A 20698-nucleotide genomic window follows, 5' to 3' on the forward strand; every position below is an offset into this window, starting at 1 on the left:
ATCGGTTGCAACCAAAATTTTGCTAAGGAATATGCACAAAATAACTTATACAAATAGTAGGCTTTGTGGCGGTTTGGTGACTCGCTTGACAGGACGCCGTGAATAAGTCCATGTAGGCTTGACGGCGGAATCTGATTGCCATGAATGGCATGAATGCAGATTTTGCATTACGCCAGGGATGGCGTGTATTAGGGCAACGCAGGAGCAGTTGCCGAGGAGCAAAAATCTGCAAACGCCATGGATGGCGTGAATGCAGATTTTGCAGGAGCAAAAATCTGCCCTGCCGCCGACACCTGTCAATCGAGCCCCCCCCCTTCCGACAGTTGTCTAAGTTATTTCATACTCGTTCCTAACATGCTTTCCCGCTGAATGTGTATGTGTGCTGGCACCGTTGTCATTACTATAGAAACAGAAGGGGATCATTTAGATTTACCCAATGCCTGAAGTGCTATGTTTTTTTGAAAGATTTTTGTGGCTTTCTCAGGACTGCCAAGTCAACCGACTCGATACCGATGCTTCAATGAGAGCGATGCAATTGATTGAGCAATCGTCATGCTTTGCGGCATGCTTTTGAAGGGATATTTCCGCCCGATGCCGATCGGGAGAACATCTGAAATTCGGTCAATAAAAAAGGGCCTACACGTTAACGTAAGCCCTTGCTTTTTTATTTACCCCGGACGAGATATACGACCGATTGAGCGTCTATCTTTGACTGTTTAAATCGGCCTATGACCAAAATTGGTGGTTTTATCTAATTGGAAAGTCGCAGAAAAGATCGCTTTTGCCATCTTGGCGCCGTTTGCCGGTTTGCTCAGAAAATGACTCAACTCATTATCATCGATCCGGTCAATTATCCGTTTGACCTGCTCCACCTGGAGGATTTCTTTGCTGAGAAAAACGGTTCCTCCTGTTTGAATCGAAAAACCATCGAAATCAACCAAATAGCCCGCCAGAACCACTCCTAAACTAGTTGCTTTCGCCATGTTGTAATCGATAATCTGAAAAGTCGCTTTGCTGAATATATTCTCCGCTTTGATGGTATCTTTGCGATTCGTTTCATCCAGTCGGTAAATCGCATAAGGCGCTTGGCTCATGCGGCGCAGCAATTCCAATTCATATTCGTCGGCTTCTTTGCTGAATAGACGCAAGAACTTCTCCGCCATGTTGAAGTCGTTCGGACGATAGCCGTAAATCGCATAATCGGTAAACAAGTCCATTTCGTTTTCTTTTTTGACCATCAATGTCTTTTGATGCCAAATCCCTAAATGCTTGCCGCAGGTTTTAATATCGTCCTTCGTGAGCTTTCTGAAAATCTTGCTGTGCAAGTCCATCATACGATGACGAATCTCGGGATAATCGGCTGGAGTAAAGGTAAAATCGGCCATGAGCTATATTGAATGATGATGCGAAGTTTGTTCTTAACAGGTCGTGCAGATTTTTCCGACCCGATACCGCCCCCCACCGGGAGACTGTAGGAATTTTGGTCAAAAAAAAGGGCCTAAATGCTTTTCTACCTCATACAACAAAAACCCTTAGTTTGCTGACTAGGGTTTTATGTAGCATTCATCAAATAAATAACAAAAGATACTTGCCAACATCGCTTGACGATTTGTGATATCCACACTGACATTGTTATTTAAGAGGAGAAAACGTCATGAACGAGCCGCCTTTAGTTTATTTTCGACCCAAAACTGCTGCTGAATATTTGGGCATTAGTATCGCAACCTTTTGGCGACTAGTCGCCGCAGGCAAAATTCCCACTGCGAAGATAAGTCCGAGAGCAACCGTCTGTAAAAAAGAAGATCTTGACGCTTTAGTTAATTTTGAACTTTAACAGTTCTAAAACGAAAAAATAAATCCTCAATCAATCACATCTCAACGTGATCAGTTTGAGAGAAAAGGACTTGCCTGCGAATTTCTGAGTTTCGTTATGATGCCACTTAAATTCATCCCGGCTTGATTTTGCCTAACTTACAATTATTCTGCACAAAGCGACATTTAACGCGACATTATTGAATGTTTTTGGCAAAAAAAAGGCTTAGTATTTCTACTAAGCCTTTGATTTATATGGCTCCCCCGGACGGGCTCGAACCGCCGACCTAGTGATTAACAGTCACCCGCTCTACCGACTGAGCTACAGGGGATTAATTCGGTATTGTCAATGGCGCGCCCGGAGAGATTCGAACTCCCGACCGCTCGGTTCGTAGCCGAGTACTCTATCCAGCTGAGCTACGGGCGCCTTATTGAGCCGCTTATTATCTTTTCTTTTTCTTATCTTGTCAATATTTTATTTTTAAAAATAATCGATTTTATAATCGATGGCGGAGAGTGAGGGATTCGAACCCTCGATGGGAGATAAAGCCCATACTCCCTTAGCAGGGGAGCGCCTTCAGCCTCTCGGCCAACTCTCCAAAACTGCGTTAGGCTATTCGGAATCGCTTTTGTCTGAAGATTCCGATTGTTCCTTTTTAATTCTTTCGTAAATCTCTTCTCGATGAACCGAGACTTCTTTTGGCGCATTTACACCGATGCGAACCTGATTTCCTTTGACTCCAAGAACAGTGACGGTTACCTCGTCACCAATCATCAAAGTCTCCCCTACCCGACGAGTCAAGATAAGCATGGCTTCTCCCTATATTGTATGTAATTTCTACTGCTATGCATGCAGTAACCAACCAAGAGCGATATTCTACCAGGTTTTATTGATAAATAAAACTAACTTTCTATCGGCTCTCTATCCAGCTCGAAGGCCGAGTGCAAGGCTCTGACCGCCAATTCCAGATATTTTTCATCAACGACGACCGAAATCTTAATTTCCGAGGTCGAGATCATTCTAATATTAATCCCTTCGTCTGCCAAGGCTTTAAACATCGTACTAGCGATTCCCGCATGCGAACGCATACCGACGCCGACGATCGATATTTTGACGATTTTGACATCCCCTGTAACGGCCTTGGCTCCTAATTCGGCGCAAATCGAATCAAGCAGCTCTTTGGCTTTTTCGTAATCATTGCGATGCACCGTGAAGGTAAAGTCGGTCGTCTCGTCGCCGGCGATATTCTGAATGATCATGTCGACTTCGATATTGGCATCGGCGATCGGTCCCAAAATTTTATAGGCGACACCAGGCAAATCGGGCACACCGGTAATCGTTAGCTTGGCTTCGTCCCGATTAAACGCAATTCCTGAAATTAAAGCTTGTTCCATTTGATCGTCCTCATAGGTAATTAACGTACCTTTGCCCTCTGTAAATGATGATAAAACTCTCAGCGGCACATTATATTTGCCGGCAAATTCGACCGATCGGATTTGCAGGACCTTCGAGCCCAGGCTTGCCATTTCAAGCATTTCCTCGAAAGTAATTTTTTCCAATCGCCTAGCATTCGGCTCGACCCGCGGATCGGTCGTATAGACACCGTCGACGTCGGTAAATATACAACACTCGTCGGCTTTCAAGGCCGCCGCCAATGCAACTGCCGTCGTATCCGAACCGCCACGCCCTAAGGTTGTAATATTCCCCTTATCATCGACACCTTGGAAGCCGGCAACGACAACCACGCGTCCCGCTGTCAGATCCTCGCGCATTCTTTTATCGTCGATATTGATAATTCTGGCCTTGGTATGACTGCTATCGGTTAGTATTTTGACTTGACCGCCGGTATAGGAGCAGGCCGGACAACCCAGCTCATGCAAGGCCATGCTCAATAAAGACGTCGTCACCTGCTCGCCGGTCGACAATAAGACATCCATCTCTCGGGAGTTCGGGTATTTCTGGATTTCATTCGCCAAAGCAATCAATCGATTCGTTTCGCCGCTCATTGCGGAGACGACGATAACCAATTGATCCCCTTGGTCATGAGCTTGTTTTACTTTTTCCGCCACCGCTTTGATTCGCTCAACAGAACCAACCGATGTTCCACCGAATTTATATACGAATAATCCCATTATTCAATAACCTTTAAAATAAGCGCCGAGTTGTTCCCGAACCCATTGCGCAACTGAGTTGAGCGCATCCGGCAATGCCGCCGGGTTATTACCTCCCGCTTGAGCCATATCGGGTCGGCCGCCGCCTTTACCACCGACTTGCGTGGCTACCACATTGACCAAATCACCGGCTTTGATTTTAGAAACCAAGTCTTTCGATACTCCCGCTATCATACTGACTTTATCGCCTTTGACGGTCGCAAGTACAACTGCGCAACTACCAAGCTTATTGCGCAATTGGTCAAGCATGTCGCGGAGCGCTTTCGGATCGCTATCATCGATTTTAGCCGCCAAGACTTTAACACCCTCGATCTCGACCGCTTGACTGCTCAATTCGCCGCCAGCCGAACTCGCCATTTTCACTTTCAACCGTTCCAACTCTTTTTCTAGTTGCTTGTTTTTTTCCAGCAATTGCTCGACCTTATCGGCCGCCTTTTCCGGCGCGCTTTTCAAGCATCCCGCAATGATCGCCAAGGCTTTATCGCGGCTATCGATCCAATCCAATGCGGCACTGCCGGTAACGGCTTCGATCCTTCTGACGCCCGCTGCGACACCGGTTTCGCCGATGATCTTGAACAAGCCGATATCGCCAGCCCGATCGACATGCGTGCCGCCGCACAGTTCGGTGGAAAAGCCGCCGATTCTAAGCACTCTGACTTCGTCGCCGTATTTTTCGCCAAACAAAGCCATTGCCCCGGCTTGCATCGCCTCTTCTTTGGCCATGACTTCTGCCAATACCGGCTCGTTTAAACGAATCTGTTCGTTGACCAAGCGCTCGATCACGGCGATTTGCTCGGGCGTCACCGGCTCGAAATGAGAAAAGTCGAAACGCAGGCGTTCGGCATTCACTAAGGATCCTTTCTGCGTGACATGATCGCCTAAGACTTCACGCAAGGCCGCATGCAATAGATGTGTCGCAGAATGGTTCAACTCGGTCGCTTTTCTTTTGATCTTATCGACTCTCGCGGTACAGCTTTCTCCGACCGACAAACTCCCCGACAACAGCTTGCCGCGATGCAAAAACAAGTCGCCGCCTTGCTTTTGCGTGTTGACGACTTCGAATACGCCTTGATCGGTCGAAATGCGGCCGCAGTCGCCGACTTGTCCGCCGGACTCGCCATAAAACGGCGTTTTTTCCAGGACGACAATGCCTTCATCGCCTTCGTTTAAGCTTTCTACCGCTTCGCCTTCCATAAACAAGCCGATAATCTTGGTGCTGTCTTCAAGATATTGATAGCCGGTGAATTCGGTTTGACCGTCCAGTTTTAATGTCTGGTTGTAATCGGCACCGAAACTGCTTGCCGCCCGCGCCCGATTGCGCTGTTCGGCCATTTCGGTCTCGAAGCCGGCGTGATCAATCGTCAACTGATGTTCGCGCGCAAAGTCGGCGGTCAAATCGACTGGGAATCCGTAGGTATCGTATAACTGAAACACGATATTTCCGGGTATCGTCGAACCTTCCAGCTTGGCTACGCAAGCCTCCAGAATCTTCATCCCTTGCTCGAGTGTTTCGGCAAAGCGCTCTTCTTCTTTTTTTAGTACACGCTCGACTTGTTCTTGAGCATTTTTCAATTCGGGGTAAGCCTCGCCCATTTGCTCGACAAGCGGCGCTACCAATTGATAAAAGAAAACTTCACGGATACCTAAGCGGTAACCGTGGCGAATAGCCCTTCGGATAATCCGTCGTAGCACATAGCCCCGCCCTTCGTTAGACGGCAAGACACCATCCACGATCAAAAATGCGCAGGAACGTATATGGTCGGCGATTACGCGCAACGAACTCTTGTTCAGGTCCTTGATGCCGGCCAGTTTTGCGGCCGCTTTCAGCAAGCCTTGAAATAAATCGATTTCGTAATTGCTATGCACGCCCTGCATGACTGCGGCGATTCGCTCCAAGCCCATGCCGGTATCGACCGACGGCTTCGGCAATGCATGCAGATTGCCTTCGCTATCGCGATCGTATTGCATGAACACCAGATTCCAGATTTCGATGAAGCGATCGCCATCCTCGTCCGGCGATCCCGGCGGCCCGCCAGGAATCGATTCGCCGTGGTCATAGAAAATTTCGCTGCATGGGCCGCACGGACCGATATCGCCCATCGCCCAAAAGTTGTCTTTGGAGCCGATACGGGAAAAACGCTTCGGATCGGCTCCGACGTCTTCCAGCCAGATTTTTTCGGCTTCGGAATCTTCATCGAAAACCGTAACCCATAATTTTTCAGCCGGAATGCCTAATTCTTTGGTCAAAAAATCCCAAGCCAAGTGTATTGCATCCTGTTTGAAATAATCGCCGAAACTGAAGTTGCCGAGCATTTCAAAAAATGTATGATGCCTCGCCGTATAACCGACATTTTCCAAGTCGTTATGCTTGCCGCCGGCACGAACGCAACGCTGACTAGTCGCGGCACGCGTGTAGTCGCGATGCTCTCGGCCGAGGAACACATCTTTGAATTGCACCATACCGGCATTGGTAAACAACAATGTCGGGTCGTTACCCGGAACCAGCGAACTGGAGGGTTGGATGGAATGTCCGCGTTGGCGAAAAAAATCCAGGAATGCGGAACGCAATTCCGAACTGCTCATGTTTTTCATCATCTTCGAATACTAAATGTTCTTGGAATTACTTAACCCAGCTTTAACAAATGTAGTGACCAGGACTATAGAGTTGAATATTATCATTTATTTTTCAATGCCTTACCATCCATAAATGTTAAAGCTTGGTTAATTTTAATGTTCAAGTGTTCGGGCAAAACGGCGATCATGCCACCGGAAAACCCTCGTTGCAATAAAAACCGGCTTCGTTTACTCCATTCAGACAACGTTATCGCATCTTCTTGCCGATATTTTTTTCGATACACCTCTAGCAAAACATTTAACCAACTACCCGCTGTTTCCGTAACGATTTCTTGCAAATCAAAGTTTTCTATTCCTAATTGTCGAAGCTCGTAATCTATACGATTCGGACCGAAACCCTTTTCGATTCGTTGACGCGCGTAACATTCGGCGAAACGGCTATCGCTCAGCCAATCTTGCTCGACCAAATTGTCCAGCACGCGGCCTATCCTATCTTTATCGAATCCTCTCGATAATAATTTGTTTTTCAATTCCAGTCGACTGTGTTCACGACGCGCCAACAATCGTAAACACACATCTTTAATCGATTTAAGATCGGCGTCCATGCTACTCCCTTTATACTGAAAAAATGGCTGACTTTATGAAGGTATAGGGTATGACTGCCGACAAGCCCCCTTCAGTAATTCGCCCAATTTTATTTTTCCGGAAGAACCTCTTCATCGGCTTTTTCAGCCGACACACGCAACGCGGCAAAAGCTTCGGCTCTGATTTTCGCTTCGATATCCGCCGCTTTTTCGGGATGCTCTTTCAAAAACTGTTTAACATTGTCCTTGCCTTGCCCGATTTTTTCATCGTTATAGCTGTACCATGAGCCGGCTTTTTGTATAAAACCGTAAGACACGCCTAAGTCTACTAATTCGCCATAAAAGGACACGCCTTCACCATAAAGAATCTCGAATTCAGCCTGCTTGAAAGGCGGCGCGACCTTGTTTTTGACGACCTTGACGCGGGTTTCGTTGCCGATCACTTCGTCGCCTTTTTTAACCGAGCCGATGCGTCGAATATCCAAACGCACCGAAGCATAAAATTTTAAGGCATTGCCGCCGGTCGTCGTTTCCGGACTGCCGAACATGACGCCGATTTTCATGCGAATCTGATTTATGAATATCACCAAGGTATTCGAACGCTTGATATTAGCGGTCAATTTTCTGAGCGCCTGAGACATCAAGCGGGCTTGCAAGCCCATGTGCGAATCGCCCATATCGCCTTCGATTTCGGCTTTCGGGGTGAGCGCTGCAACCGAATCGACGACGACGATATCGACTGCTCCCGAACGAACCAGCATATCGGTAATTTCTAGCGCCTGCTCGCCGGTGTCGGGTTGAGAAACCAATAAATCGTCGACGTTGACGCCGATTTTTTCGGCATAACCGGGATCGAGTGCATGCTCGGCATCGACGAACGCGGCGGTCCCGCCCAGTTTTTGCATTTGCGCGATAACCGATAAAGTCAATGTGGTTTTACCTGACGACTCCGGGCCGTAAATTTCAATCACCCTTCCACGCGGTAGCCCCCCGCATCCTAAAGCAATATCCAAGGATAAAGAACCGGTCGAGACAACCTGGATATCTCGAGAAGCGGCCACATCGCCCATCCGCATCACCGAGCCTTTGCCGAATTGTTTTTCGATCTGCATCAAGGCAGCGCCAAGTGCTTTTTTCTTGTTCTCATCCATTTATATTGCCCTCATTTAAACTGGTTTCTATTTCGAAAACACTCTGCTGCAAAATGTCTTCTGTTAGGCGTTCGCTGTTTCTTTCTAAAAGTACAATTCATACTAAGGCTTTCGTGACAAATAACTTCCTGGAATCATGAGCTTTCTAGCGGGTTCGGTAACTCGCTTGACAGGACGCCGTAAATACATCCGTGTAGGCTTGACGGCGGAATCTGATTGCCATGGATGGCATGAATGCAGATTTTGCAGGAGCAAAAATCTGCCCTGCCGCCGACACCTGTCAATCGAGTTACCGAACCTGCCTACCCTGAACCAAAAAATAGGGAAGTTATTTATGACCAAATCCTAAATTTAAAAAAACCACCTATCCGATCTTTGCCATTGGAAGAATCGGCATTGCTAGTCATCGCCTTTCGATAAAGCGGTAACAGCCATCGCTAAAAAGGGCTTATTATGACATAGCGTATTTTATTTGGCACAGCTAATGTGTCTCGTTCAATTTAAACGACTTACTAACTATTTACTTGGTTATGCCAATGCTGTTTTGTTCGATGCTTACACGAAATGTGAGCGGTAGACTGCGTCTGGAATTGGCAGTCGACACATACAACAATGTAAGTTTGGGTATCGAAAAAAAACCATGTTAGCTAATTGCTTTGCTGTGTTCGCGCTTATAAACTGAAATATTTTTGAAATTGTTGGTGTTCATAGGCTATTAAGCGCCTGATGTAGGCAGTCGAGAGCAACGCGCGAAACGACGCCTTATAACTAACGCCTTTTATAGGCCGTTTCTCACCCAACCCACTCGACACTACCTCGCATCAATGACTTCGCCCCAACCCATTACAGCCTCCGCCCAAAAATAAATCAATCAGAATTAATATCCGATTTATCTTTTGACTTTTCAATCAATTGATCCATTTCTTCTCTAGGCAAATAATCCAAATCCCAATGACTGGTATAGTTTTCCTTTAAGCGCCTTCTTCCCGGATGCAATGCCTTCGACTCAGCGCGACAAGTTACCGCGGCGGTTTGTGACGACTCTTCGGATAATTCGTTATCTTTGTCATCGCCATAATGGTTTAATCGCGCAAAAACCGTTTGTTTGATGCTGTCGAACAGATGACTCATATCCTCTACTCCTAGCTTTTTACCGAATTTATGCCCGCAGATCAAAATAGGCTCCCCGAGGCCGAATTTTCATCTACGATGGGTATAACACAGTAGTCATGGAAACTAAAATTTCGCTTATAGTTTATCGCGCAATGCATTATAAGCAAACCCTAGTAATTTACTAGGAAATACAAACCCTAACCTCTGCCCGGTAGCTAAAACCGAACCGTCTTTCTTATTTTTCGGTCAACATTTCTAAAGCCAGGATCGCCATGTTTTTCGACCCTTCTCCACTTCCCAGCGTATTTTTAATGGCAATCAAATCGGACTTTACCGCATCGTAATAAGCTCGATCGCTCAATAGTTTGACGATTTCATCGGCCATATTTTTCGCGTTAGCTTGGTGCTGTATCAATTCTTTGGCCACCGCCTTACCCGCAACGATATTGGGCAAGCCGATAAAAGGAGTTTTCACTAACAACCTTCCGAGCCAGTAGGTCAATTCGGATAGTTTGTAAACGATAACCATCGGCACCTGTAGTAGCGCAATTTCCAGCGTAGCGGTTCCTGAACTCGTCATGATCGCCGTACAACATTGAACCGCATCGTAGGTTTCGTTTTTAATAACCTTGATTGCCAACTCGGAACGATCGAGATATGACCGAAGCAGCTCGTCGCTGACACTTTGGGCTTGCGGCAAAATGAATTGCGCACCGGGCACAAGGGAAAGCACAATCGACGCGGCGTCCAGCATCACCGGCAGCAATCGTTCAATTTCTTGTTTTCTGCTGCCGGGCATCAACCCAATGACGGGACGCTCGCCGTCTAGCCCGAAACGATCCAGGTCTTCATGTTTCGTGTACCGAGGGTGCACTTTGTCGATCGACGGATGCCCAACATAACTTACCGGTACGTTCTCCGCTTCATAATAGGCTGTTTCAAAAGGAAAAATCACCGCCATCTTATCGATCACTTGACCGTATTGCTTAACTCGCCCAGGACGCCAAGCCCAAACTTGAGGACTTACATAAAACAACACCTTGACGCCGATGCTTTTTGCAAATTTGGCCAATTTAAAATTGAATTCCTTATAATCGACGCAAACCAGCAAATCGGGCCGCTCGTCAACCAATAAACGTTGCATTTGCTTTAAGGCTTGCCGGATTTCCCGATAATGCTTAAGCACTTCGACGACGCCGATTACCCCGATATTCGACGAATCGCAACGGATATCGATGCCGGCTTCGCGCATCGCCGCCCCGCCCATACCAAGCCCTTCAATGTCGGGATGCAGGCTCTTCAATTCGAGAAACATGTGCGCGGCATGACGGTCGCCGGAGGATTCGCCGGCGCTGAATATGACCTTAAAAGGCCGGGTAGTTGTCAAAAGCAGGTCCCTCAGCGATTGATCAAGCCGTCAGCACGGAACGAATCACGCCGACGATGATTTCGATGTTTTCATCCGACAAATTCGGACAAATCGGCAGCGCCATGCAGTTCGCGGCAACCGATTCGGTCACCGGCAAAGATACATCGGCATAGGCTTCCTTGAAGACATTTTGCCGGTGCAAGGGCACCGGATAATAAATCGCGCAACCGATTTGCTTGTCTTGCAAGGCTTTCAGCACGTCATCGCGCCGATCGCATAGCAATGTGTATTGATGATAGACATGCTCGCCCAAGCCGTCTTCATAAGGCACGGTCAACGGCAAATCAGCCATCAATTTCGAATACAAGTGCGCGGCGCGGCGGCGGCCTTGATTATATTGTTCGATGCGTTTCAATTTGACACGCAGAACCACGGCCTGCATGTCGTCGAGCCGGCTGTTATAGCCGATCACATCATGATAATAGCGCACATCGGAGCCGTGATTGCGCAGCATTTTGACTTTCGCGGCAGTCTCGTCCGAATTCGTCGTGACCAGACCTCCGTCGCCGAATGCGCCGAGATTTTTACTCGGAAAAAAGCTAAACCCGGCCGCATTACCGATACTGCCGGTTTGTTTGTCGTCAATTCGAGCGCCGAACGATTGCGCGCAATCTTCAATCAATTTCAGATGATGTTTGGCGCAAATTTCTTTGATTCTTGCCATATCGGCCGGCTGTCCAAACAAATGTACCGGCATCACGGCCTTGGTTTTCGGCGTGATCGCCCGCTCGATCGCTTCCGGGTCGATATTGAAGGTGCGCGGATCGATATCGACGAAGACCGGTTTTGCACCGACATAGCAGATCGCCTCGGCCGTGGCAATGAATGTGAAAGCCGTCGTAATGACTTCATCGCCGGCGCCGATGCCTTCGGCAGCTAACGCCAAATGCAGCGCATCGGTTCCTGAAGCCACACCGATGGCATGCTTAACCCCTAAATAATCGGCCGCTTCCTTCTCGAAGCCTTGAACATTCGGCCCCAATATGAAGGAACAATTTTCAATCGTTTGCTCAAGCCCTTGCTCGATTTCATCTTTGATTTCGGCATATTGGGCCTTCAAATTTACCATAGGGATCATGTCGATTAACGCCTCTTTGTAGAACTATAAATTTTTTTTAACTTGAATCGCTCAGGCCGAATAGACCGGACAAAAATCTGCTCGCCCATCTTGCGTAACTATTCAGCCCCCCGGAAATTATCGTTCCCACGCTCTGCGTGGGAACGCCTGAGTACCGCTCCAGCGGTACGAGACGCTAGAGCATCTCGGTCTTCATTCCCACACCGGAGTGTCACTGCCATTAAGTTAAGGATTTTTCCGTTCGCCCTGAGCCTGTCGAAGGGTGAATGGAAAAATCCTGGGTCGATAAGTTAAGCCGTCCATGGTTCGACAGGCTCATCACGAACGGCTTAACTTAATGGCAGTGGCGCTCTGCGTGGGAACGATAGGGGGTATGAATAATTACCATCTTGCTGTTATTTATTCAACGCCTTGGAAATTGCCAATGCTGTCGCCAATGCGCGTCTACCGGCCTCGCCAGACACCAGCGGGTTGCTTCCTGAATGGATACAATTGACGAAATGTTTGATTTCTTCAAGCAGCGCATCGCCGTTTTCGAACACCGACTCTTCGGTCAATATCTCAGGAATTCCGGGGAACATTTCTTTCGGCCCCGTTTTGTGCTTGGTCAGCACCCGATTTTGGAAATCGACCGAGATATAAGAACTCGGCCTGAACATACGCATTTTGCGTTCCATTTTCATACTGATACGGCTGGCCGTGACATTCGCGACGCAACCGCTCTTGAATACCAAACGGGCATTGGCGATATCGATATCGGAAGTCAGCACCGCCGTACCGCTAGCATCGATACGCTCGACTTCGGAATCGACCAAAGCCAAAATGATATCGATGTCGTGAATCATTAAATCCAGCACGACGCTAACATCGTTGGCGCGCGGATTGAATGGAGACAAGCGGTGCGATTCGATAAATAGCGGTTTTTCTTCCGCTTGCCCAAGACCTAGCACAGCCGGGTTAAAGCGCTCCAGATGACCGACTTGCAGAATGACTTTGTTGCGCTCGGCAATGGCGATTAAGTCATCGGCTTCATCGACCGTCACGGTAATCGGCTTTTCGACCAAAACATGCGCGCCGGATTCGAGAAAATCTTTGGCAACCCGATGATGCAAGGTCGTCGGCACAACGATACTGACCGCATCGACCTGACCCAACAAAGACTGATATTCGGTCAAGGCCCTTGCACCATGTTTTTCAGCGACATTGCGCGCGGCCGTTTCGTTAATATCGACGACTGCCGTCAATTCGCAATCGGGCAGTGATGCATATTTCTCGGCATGAAACTTACCGAGATAACCGGTTCCAATAACCGCACATTTTAATTTTTTCATAGTGCCAACTAAAATTCTCGTCAGACAGCAACGCTATCGCATACTTCGCGTTCCTGTGAATTATGTAAATGATGCATTGTAGACTATTACGTTTAATCCATGAAACGGACTTTTGCAAAGCATCAAGCAAGATGCTCCAGACACAAGATTCATAGCGAACATTCGGCACCGGGGTGTCCGCCAAAGGACGCCGTGAACCCAGCACCTAAATTATCCAAGACAATTAACCATGGCCAATGGGCTATGGAATTTAGGTGCTGGGTAAATACGTCCATGTAGGCTCTATGCCAGCTCCATGCTGACAAAGCCTTTGCCGGACACCCCGGCGCCTCCTCGGGCACTTCCGAAATTTGAAGTGCGAAAGGTATACATCAAAACGGTCACATTGCAGTCACATCTGCGTTATATTGTAGCCATGAACCAGAAAATTGAGTCTAATCTCTGTTTCATGAAATTTTCGGACAACCCTAAATTAAAGGAGACCCCTATGAGCACTGATGAATCATTATCTATTTCCGGTCCTCTCGATGCCGAAGAATTAAGAAAAATCGATGCTTGGTGGCGCGCCTGCAATTATTTGTCGGTCGGCATGATTTATCTCCGAGCTAATCCTCTCCTGAAAGAACCCTTGTCGACCGAACATGTCAAACATCGTTTATTAGGCCACTGGGGAGCCAGTCCCGCTTTGTCGTTTGCCTGGGCGCATCTCAATCGTTTGATTAAACGTGACGAGCTCGATGTGATTTTTATCGCCGGTCCCGGTCATGGAGCCCCCGGCGTTTTAGGGCCGAGTTACTTGGAAGGCACCTATTCCGAAGTCTATCCCGATAAAAGCGAAGACACGGAAGGCATGCGTAAATTCTTCAAACAATTTTCATTCCCGGGCCAGATCGGCTCGCATGTCACGCCGGAAACGCCCGGTTCGATCCATGAAGGCGGCGAATTGGGCTACAGTCTCGCACATGCCTACGGCGCAGCATTCGACAATCCGGACTTGATTGTCGCGTGCGTGGTCGGCGACGGCGAAGCGGAAACGGGACCATTGGCGACTGCTTGGCATTCGAATAAATTCTTGAATCCGATACGCGACGGCGCGGTCTTGCCCATTCTCAATCTGAATGGCTACAAAATCGCCAATCCGACAATTCTTGCCCGCATCAGTCACGAAGAACTGGAGGCCATGTTTATCGGTTATGGTTACCGGCCCTATTTCGTCGAAGGCAGCGATCCGGCCGAAATGCATCAAAAAATGGCTTCCGTTGTTGATGAAGCCATCGCCGAAATCAAAACCATTCAAAAGTCCGCCCGAGAAAGCGGAATCGCAGAGCGCCCGCGCTGGCCGATGATCGTGTTACGGTCTCCGAAAGGCTGGACCGGACCGAAAACAATCAACGGCCATCAATCCGAAGGCTCGTGGCGATCTCATCAAGTGCCCTTTGCCGACGCTGGCACCAGTTCGTCCGGCTTGCGCTTACTGGAGGAATGGCTGCAAAGCTATCGACCGGAAGAGCTATTCGACGACAACGGCCGCCTAGCGGAAGAACTCAGAGAACTTTCTCCACAAGGCCAGCGCCGAATGAGCGCCAATCTTCACGCCAACGGCGGCTTATTGCGCAAGGCGCTCAAATTACCCGATTTTCGAGACTATGCGGTCGAAGTCAACCGGCTCGGCCAAGCCGAACATGAAAACACCAAGCCGCTGGGCGAATTTTTACGGGACGTTCTAAAGAACAACATGACAAATTTCCGGATTTTCGGTCCGGACGAAACCGCATCGAACCGCTTGCAAGCGGTCTATGGAGCGTCCAAAAAGACCTGGATGGCGGATTTTTTACCCGAAGACGAAGACGGCGGCGAATTGAGCCGGGACGGGCGCGTCATGGAAATGCTCTCCGAACATACCCTGGTCGGCTGGCTCGAAGGCTACTTGCTGACCGGCCGGCACGGCTTTTTTCATACCTACGAAGCCTTCGCCCACGTCGTCGATTCGATGTTCAACCAACATGCAAAATGGCTCGACACTAGTAAAAACCATGTGCCATGGCGAGCGAAAGTATCTTCGCAAAATATCTTGTTGTCCTCGACCGTCTGGCGTCAGGATCATAACGGCTTCTCGCACCAAGACCCCGGCTTTATCGATCTGGTCACGAACAAAAGCCCATCGGTGACCCGCGTCTATTTGCCGCCCGATGCGAACACCCTGCTTTCGGTTGCCGATCATTGCCTGCGTTCGACCGACTATATCAACGTCATAGTCGCGGACAAGCAAAAACATCTTCAGTTTTTGACGATCGAAGAAGCGATTGTGCATTGCACCAAGGGTGTCGGACTTTGGGAACGCGCCAGTAACGACCAAGGTCAAGACCCGGACGTAGTCATGGCTTGCTGCGGCGATGTCGCAACCTTGGAAGCGCTGGCCGCAACGGCCATTCTGCGTGAGCATCTACCGGATTTGAAAGTCCGTTTTGTCAATGTGGTCGATTTATTCAAACTGCAACCGAACACCGAACATCCTCACGGTTTAAGTCATCGCGAATTCGATAGCCTATTCACGGTCGACAAACCGGTCATTTTCAATTTCCACGGCTATCCCTGGTTGATTCACAAATTGGCCTATCGCTTCAAGAATCATGAAAATCTGCATGTGCGGGGCTATAAAGAACGCGGCAATATCAATACACCCATGGAGCTTGCGATTCTGAACGAAGTCGATCGCTTCAATCTAGTCATCGATGTCATCGACCGGGTTCCGAAATTGCAAATCAGGGCGGCCCATCTCAAGGAGCTCATGAAAAACGAAATCATCGAGAATCTTCGTTATGCGCATCAACACGGCACCGATAAACCCGAAATCACCGGTTGGCAATGGCCGTTTTAACAGTAATCCTGAAAAGAGCAGTTGGCCTATGTTGTAGACCGTTCGTGCTGAGCCAAGTCGAAGCATGAAGGGTCCACAATACTTTCACCGGACTGGTGAAGCCTCAAACTACCGTTCACCCTTCGACAAGGCTCTCCTGAGCGTAGCCGAAGGGGCTCTCAACAGCTCTTTTTAGGGTAATGACAAACCTGATTAGCAAGATGCTTCAGCTTGCTGAAGCCAATTGTCCGAGCAGTGGCCAGTCGTAGCCACTTCTGCGGGACGGGTTATTTAACCCGTCCCCAACGTTTCGGTTTGCCCTAAACATTTCGGCTAACTTCGGCCAAAGTCAAAACGTTTAGGACGGGGTTGCAAACCCCGTCCTGCTAGGGATATGCTGGTTTTTGGGCTTTAGCTGAAGAAACTTGCTAATCAGGTTTTTATTTGTAAAACAGCGTTTACCAAAATCATTTTAAGGATATGACAATACCAAACGGCAACATTCTCGTGATCAACAGCGGCAGTTCCTCAATCAAGTATCGATTGATTGCTCTGCCGCAAGAGCAGGTACTGGCAGACGGCTTGCTGGAACGCATCGGAGAACAGGAAAGCAGGATCATTCATAGAGCCGACGATTCGGGTCGTTTAAATGAAATCAAGCAGTCGGTCATCGCTGCCGATCATCACCAAGCCTTCAAGGCAGTCTTCGAGATTTTGGGCGAAAATTGCTCGGTCGATGCAATAGGCCACCGCGTCGTGCATGGCGGCGATCGGTTCTCCGGCCCTGCCTTGGTCGATGACGATACGATAGCGTCGATGCGCGCACTCTGCCGAATAGCGCCGCTGCATAATCCGGTTAACTTGCTTGGCATCGAGAGTTGCTTGGCTCATTTCCCGGGCGTACCACAGGTGGCGGTATTCGATACGGCATTTCACCAAACGATGCCGCCCCACGCCTATCGTTATGCGATTCCGGAAACTTGGTATAGCGATTACGGCATACGCCGATTCGGTTTTCACGGCACCTCTCATCATTATGTGGCGAGACGGGCCGCCGAATTTATCGGTAAACCTTTCGATCGCAGCCATCTGATTACTTTGCATTTGGGCAATGGCGCGAGCGCAACAGCGATTGCAAACGGCCGCTCCGTCGATACGTCGATGGGGTTTACGCCGCTGGAAGGTTTGGTAATGGGCACGCGTAGCGGCGATTTGGACCCGGCAATACCGCTATTTGTCGAACAAACCGAAAATACCGACACGGACGCAATCGACCGGGCATTGAACCGCGAATCCGGATTAAAAGGCTTATGTGGTACCAACGACTTAAGAACCGTGCTCGAACAAACAAATGCAGGCGATGAACGAGCCCGCTTGGCTCTCGATCTGTATTGCTATCGAATCAAGAAATATATCGGCGCTTACTACGCGGTACTCGGCGAAGTCGACGCTCTGGTTTTTACCGGCGGCGTCGGCGAAAACGCGGCCGAAGTGCGCCGTTTAGCCTGCGAAGGCCTGTCGCGTCTCGGCATCGCCATTGATGAAGCGGCCAATAGCGACGTGACCGGAGCTATCGCCGAAATCGGGCTTGCCGAAAGTCGAACCCGTATTCTAGTCATTAAAACTGACGAAGAATTGCAAATTGCCCGGGAAGCCATGGCTGTGCTTGATAAAGATCACGCATGAAAATATTTAGACTGAACGGTTTACCGGGCACCCAACACCATGGAAAAATTCTTCAACACGTTAGGTCCCATAAAAGCGGCCATGCATTATTATATTCCGCCGCTGGATCGCATCGATTGACCTAAAATTCAACACATAGCTTACGTAGGATGGGTAGAGGCGGAAGCCGAAACCCATCGTTTCAACCCCACCACCGAATCTCTCGCCGAACGGATTTTATAAATCCAGCCGCAATAGTTTCCTGCCGTTTGCGGGGTCTCCATGATGGGTTTCCGCTTCGCTCCTACCCATCCTACTGCCTCTTTCATCCTTCCCCTTTCTTCTTTCCTCTTTAACCTAAATTAAACATCTCCCCATAACCCTCCCGATAAGTCGGGTATTTAAACCGAAACCCCAAGGTCTTCAAGCGACTATTCCGACATCGTTTGTTTTGATCCGGAACATTATCGGCAGGTTTTGCGATCGGCGGTTGGCTGTTCATTTGTTGAGCGAGCCATAAAATCACGTCCCACATCGGCGCGGGATTGTCGTCGCTGGCCAAATAAAAATTGTCCAGATGCCCTCCTTCGATATGCTTTTTCATTAAAAAAGCCAACACAGCCGCGCAATCGTCTTGGTGAATTCGGTTCGTGTAATAAGGCGGGTCGACTTGAATGGCGGCTTGCCGCGACGCCATTTGTAAAAGGCGTTCTCTGCCCGGCCCGTAAATACCGGAAAACCGAACGACGACCGCGCCAGGATCATGCTCCAACAGCGTTTGCTCGGCCTTACGGATGATTTGCCCAGTTACGGTATTCGGTTGGGCATCCGAAGATTCATCCACCCATTCACCCGCTGTTTGCCCGTAAACGCCGGTGGATGAAACAAAAAACCATTGCGGCATGCGGCCGTCGGCTTTAAATCGTTGTATCAGATTGTTCAATGCCGTATCGAAAACGGCACGATAGGCTTCGGCATCGCGTCCGCCGGGCGTTGGTAAGTAGAGCACTTGGTCAAAATCGCAATCGATCCGTTCGAGATCCTTAGGCCGTGTCAGGTCGGCTTTGATAAAACGCGTTCCGCCATCATTCCTCATAGGCGGATTTCTTTTAAGGCCGAAAACCTGATAAAGATTGCTATCAAGAATCGAGGCAAGCCTAGCGCCGATGTCGCCGTAACCGGCAATCAGTAATTTTGTCATCGCTTTAAGTAGATTTGTTACTTCGAAATGAATGTAAAAAAAGCCAAAGCCGGTAGAAAAGCATAATTGCTATCATTGCCAAGCCGCCGAATAAAAAATCCTGATGTTTTTGAGCTAACTGGCGGATTTGCTCAATCATGGCCATATCCGTTTCACGATAGAGGATAAAACTGCCCAACCCCAAAACGAACAAGCCGAAGGCCGGTTTTAGATATCGGCTGTCGATTTTGCTTGAGGCAAAACTTCCGATTAGGCTACCTAGTATTGCAAAACCTGCGACCAAAGCTGTTAATTCTATATCGATATGCATGTGATCGGCATGACCTGCCAACGCGGCGCCGGCTTGCAGCACGATGATGAACAAAGAAGTACCGATAGCGGCGTGCATCGGCAGACCTGCCAAAAAATTCAGCGCCGGAACCAGCAAAAAGCCGCCGCCGACACCGACCAAGCCCGTCACGAATCCAACCAAAAAACCGTCGAATAAAATCGCCATGACCGGCAAATGAATCGTACAAAGATTTTTCGAAGTATCGGTCTCCTCTACGGCGACTTCAGATGCCCCCCGTTTTCCCCTTAACATTGAAAACGAAGCCGTAATCATCACGACAGCAAACAGCACCAATAAAATCGGACCGGGAATAAAAGCGGAACTGCGCCCGCCCAAAAAAGCGCCGGCCATACCGGCCGCACCGAACGTGAAACCGGTTTTCCAGCACACGAAGCCATGCCTCGCATGATTGATTACTGCAATGATGCTGGTCAAACCGACCACGACCAAAGAAGTGACGATCGCATCTTTAGCCGATAAATCGACTACATAAACCAGCACCGGTACGGTCAGAATCGAACCGCCGCCGCCCAACAAACCGAGCAGAATACCGATCAGTGTCGCCAGCGCGATCAACAAATACATGATTAGCCCTGCCGAATCAAAGTATCCCGGCCCGGTTGACCGCAGGCTTGATTGGCCGGCAGCGCTTCATCGATATACTTAGGGTACGGTAAATCCAGATTATGCATGATAGTGATGAATTCGGCCTTGCTTTTACCTGCGCCGAGCCGGGCGTTCGAATCGATTTCCTGACGTATCGTCGAAACGGTTTTACCGTTGTAATCATGAGCGGGAAATACCAGCGTGTCGGGCGGTAGCGAAAACAGTTTTTTAGTAATACTGTCGTACAGGGTCCCGGCGTCGCCTTCCTGAAAATCCGTGCGCCCGCAGCCGTTGATAAGCAAGGCATCGCCGGTAAAGACCCGGTCGCCGATCACATAACTGACGCAACCGGAAGTATGGCCGGGCGTATGTAGGACCTTGATTTCGATGTCGCCGACCTGCAGTTCCACACCGTCGGTAACGAGCAAATCGGCGCATATTGCTCCGGCATCGCGATGCACGATGCTTTTGCTGCCCAGCCTGTCTCTCAACAAGCCGGCCGCGGTAATGTGGTCGGCATGAACGTGTGTTTCCAGAGTATTGATCAGCGTCAAATCCAAATCGTCTAATAATTCCATGTACATATCGGCTTCGCTTTCGACCGAATCGATAATAATAGCTTTTCGGGTACGTTCACAAGCCAGCAGATAGCTGTAGGTAAAGGTATCGGGTTCAAAAAGTTGTCTAAAAATCATGGCGAGTCTCCGAAGCAATGAGTCATTCTATAATTAAATGCTAATATTGATTGTACGGAATGCGCTCTTGAAAGTGAAGCATTGTCAACCCTAGAAAAA

Annotated in this window: 17 protein-coding genes and 3 tRNA genes; 4 read left to right on the forward strand and 16 right to left on the reverse strand. The window is 48.8% G+C overall.

What is annotated here, in order from left to right:
• Positions 1-716 precede the first annotated feature (716 nt).
• Positions 717-1385 (reverse strand): hypothetical protein, encoded by a 669-nt coding sequence (locus MEALZ_RS13800; RefSeq protein ID WP_014149271.1) that lies wholly within the window; start codon positions 1383-1385, stop codon positions 717-719.
• Positions 1386-1654: 269 nt separating this feature from the next.
• On the opposite strand from MEALZ_RS13800, the gene MEALZ_RS13805 reads away from it, so the two are divergent.
• The gene (locus tag MEALZ_RS13805; protein ID WP_014149272.1) at positions 1655-1834 is read left to right on the forward strand and encodes a helix-turn-helix transcriptional regulator; all 180 of its coding nucleotides are present in this window, start codon (positions 1655-1657) and stop codon (positions 1832-1834) included.
• A gap of 234 nt (positions 1835-2068) precedes the next feature.
• Here MEALZ_RS13805 and MEALZ_RS13810 read toward each other — a convergent pair.
• The 8 genes from MEALZ_RS13810 to recA all read right to left on the reverse strand — a co-directional run bounded on the left by MEALZ_RS13810 (position 2069) and on the right by recA (position 8293).
• Positions 2069-2144: transfer RNA gene (locus tag MEALZ_RS13810), tRNA-Asn, on the reverse strand.
• An 18-nt stretch (positions 2145-2162) separates the two neighbouring features.
• Positions 2163-2239: transfer RNA gene (locus MEALZ_RS13815), tRNA-Arg, on the reverse strand.
• Between the two features lie 80 nt (positions 2240-2319).
• Positions 2320-2411: transfer RNA gene (locus MEALZ_RS13820), tRNA-Ser, on the reverse strand.
• Positions 2412-2425: 14 nt separating this feature from the next.
• Positions 2426-2623: a carbon storage regulator CsrA gene (csrA, locus tag MEALZ_RS13825; RefSeq protein WP_014149273.1), complete on the reverse strand. Its 198-nt coding sequence runs from the start codon at positions 2621-2623 to the stop codon at positions 2426-2428.
• A 92-nt stretch (positions 2624-2715) separates the two neighbouring features.
• Complete coding sequence (locus tag MEALZ_RS13830) at positions 2716-3945, reverse strand: aspartate kinase (RefSeq protein WP_014149274.1); 1230 nt, start codon at positions 3943-3945, stop codon at positions 2716-2718.
• Between the two features lie 3 nt (positions 3946-3948).
• Complete coding sequence (gene alaS / locus MEALZ_RS13835) at positions 3949-6576, reverse strand: alanine--tRNA ligase (RefSeq protein ID WP_014149275.1); 2628 nt, start codon at positions 6574-6576, stop codon at positions 3949-3951.
• A gap of 83 nt (positions 6577-6659) precedes the next feature.
• The gene (locus MEALZ_RS13840) at positions 6660-7163 is read right to left on the reverse strand and encodes a regulatory protein RecX (protein ID WP_014149276.1); all 504 of its coding nucleotides are present in this window, start codon (positions 7161-7163) and stop codon (positions 6660-6662) included.
• A gap of 89 nt (positions 7164-7252) precedes the next feature.
• Positions 7253-8293: a recombinase RecA gene (gene recA, locus MEALZ_RS13845; protein WP_014149277.1), complete on the reverse strand. Its 1041-nt coding sequence runs from the start codon at positions 8291-8293 to the stop codon at positions 7253-7255.
• 234 nt (positions 8294-8527) lie between these two features.
• Between recA and MEALZ_RS13850 the strand changes: the two genes are divergently transcribed.
• Complete coding sequence (locus tag MEALZ_RS13850) at positions 8528-8713, forward strand: hypothetical protein (RefSeq protein WP_046061175.1); 186 nt, start codon at positions 8528-8530, stop codon at positions 8711-8713.
• Positions 8714-9160: 447 nt separating this feature from the next.
• Here MEALZ_RS13850 and MEALZ_RS13855 read toward each other — a convergent pair whose 3' ends face one another.
• The 4 genes from MEALZ_RS13855 to MEALZ_RS13870 all read right to left on the reverse strand — a co-directional run bounded on the left by MEALZ_RS13855 (position 9161) and on the right by MEALZ_RS13870 (position 13244).
• Complete coding sequence (locus tag MEALZ_RS13855; protein ID WP_014149278.1) at positions 9161-9424, reverse strand: hypothetical protein; 264 nt, start codon at positions 9422-9424, stop codon at positions 9161-9163.
• A gap of 217 nt (positions 9425-9641) precedes the next feature.
• On the reverse strand, positions 9642-10793 hold the full coding sequence (gene lpxB, locus MEALZ_RS13860) for a lipid-A-disaccharide synthase (RefSeq protein WP_014149279.1): 1152 nt from the start codon (positions 10791-10793) through the stop codon (positions 9642-9644).
• Positions 10794-10815: 22 nt separating this feature from the next.
• Positions 10816-11913 (reverse strand): DegT/DnrJ/EryC1/StrS family aminotransferase, encoded by a 1098-nt coding sequence (locus MEALZ_RS13865; RefSeq protein ID WP_014149280.1) that lies wholly within the window; start codon positions 11911-11913, stop codon positions 10816-10818.
• Between the two features lie 395 nt (positions 11914-12308).
• On the reverse strand, positions 12309-13244 hold the full coding sequence (locus MEALZ_RS13870) for a Gfo/Idh/MocA family protein (RefSeq protein WP_014149281.1): 936 nt from the start codon (positions 13242-13244) through the stop codon (positions 12309-12311).
• A 487-nt stretch (positions 13245-13731) separates the two neighbouring features.
• Between MEALZ_RS13870 and MEALZ_RS13875 the strand changes: the two genes are divergently transcribed.
• Together MEALZ_RS13875 and MEALZ_RS13880 are read left to right on the forward strand one after the other, a co-directional pair.
• Positions 13732-16122: a phosphoketolase family protein gene (locus MEALZ_RS13875; RefSeq protein ID WP_014149282.1), complete on the forward strand. Its 2391-nt coding sequence runs from the start codon at positions 13732-13734 to the stop codon at positions 16120-16122.
• Positions 16123-16581: 459 nt separating this feature from the next.
• The gene (locus MEALZ_RS13880; protein ID WP_014149283.1) at positions 16582-17787 is read left to right on the forward strand and encodes an acetate/propionate family kinase; all 1206 of its coding nucleotides are present in this window, start codon (positions 16582-16584) and stop codon (positions 17785-17787) included.
• 331 nt (positions 17788-18118) lie between these two features.
• On the opposite strand, the gene MEALZ_RS13885 is transcribed toward MEALZ_RS13880, so the two are convergent.
• The 3 genes from MEALZ_RS13885 to MEALZ_RS13895 are packed head-to-tail and all read right to left on the reverse strand — an operon-like array spanning position 18119 to position 20599.
• Positions 18119-18967, reverse strand: coding sequence for a sugar nucleotide-binding protein (locus MEALZ_RS13885; RefSeq protein ID WP_014149285.1), 849 nt, complete (start codon positions 18965-18967; stop codon positions 18119-18121).
• A 4-nt stretch (positions 18968-18971) separates the two neighbouring features.
• Positions 18972-19883: a sulfite exporter TauE/SafE family protein gene (locus MEALZ_RS13890; protein WP_014149286.1), complete on the reverse strand. Its 912-nt coding sequence runs from the start codon at positions 19881-19883 to the stop codon at positions 18972-18974.
• Between the two features lie 2 nt (positions 19884-19885).
• Positions 19886-20599, reverse strand: a complete 714-nt coding sequence (locus MEALZ_RS13895; RefSeq protein WP_014149287.1) for an MBL fold metallo-hydrolase — start codon at positions 20597-20599, stop codon at positions 19886-19888.
• Positions 20600-20698: the final 99 nt, after the last annotated feature.

Source organism: Methylotuvimicrobium alcaliphilum 20Z (assembly GCF_000968535.2).
Taxonomy (GTDB): Bacteria; Pseudomonadota; Gammaproteobacteria; order Methylococcales; family Methylomonadaceae; genus Methylotuvimicrobium; species Methylotuvimicrobium alcaliphilum.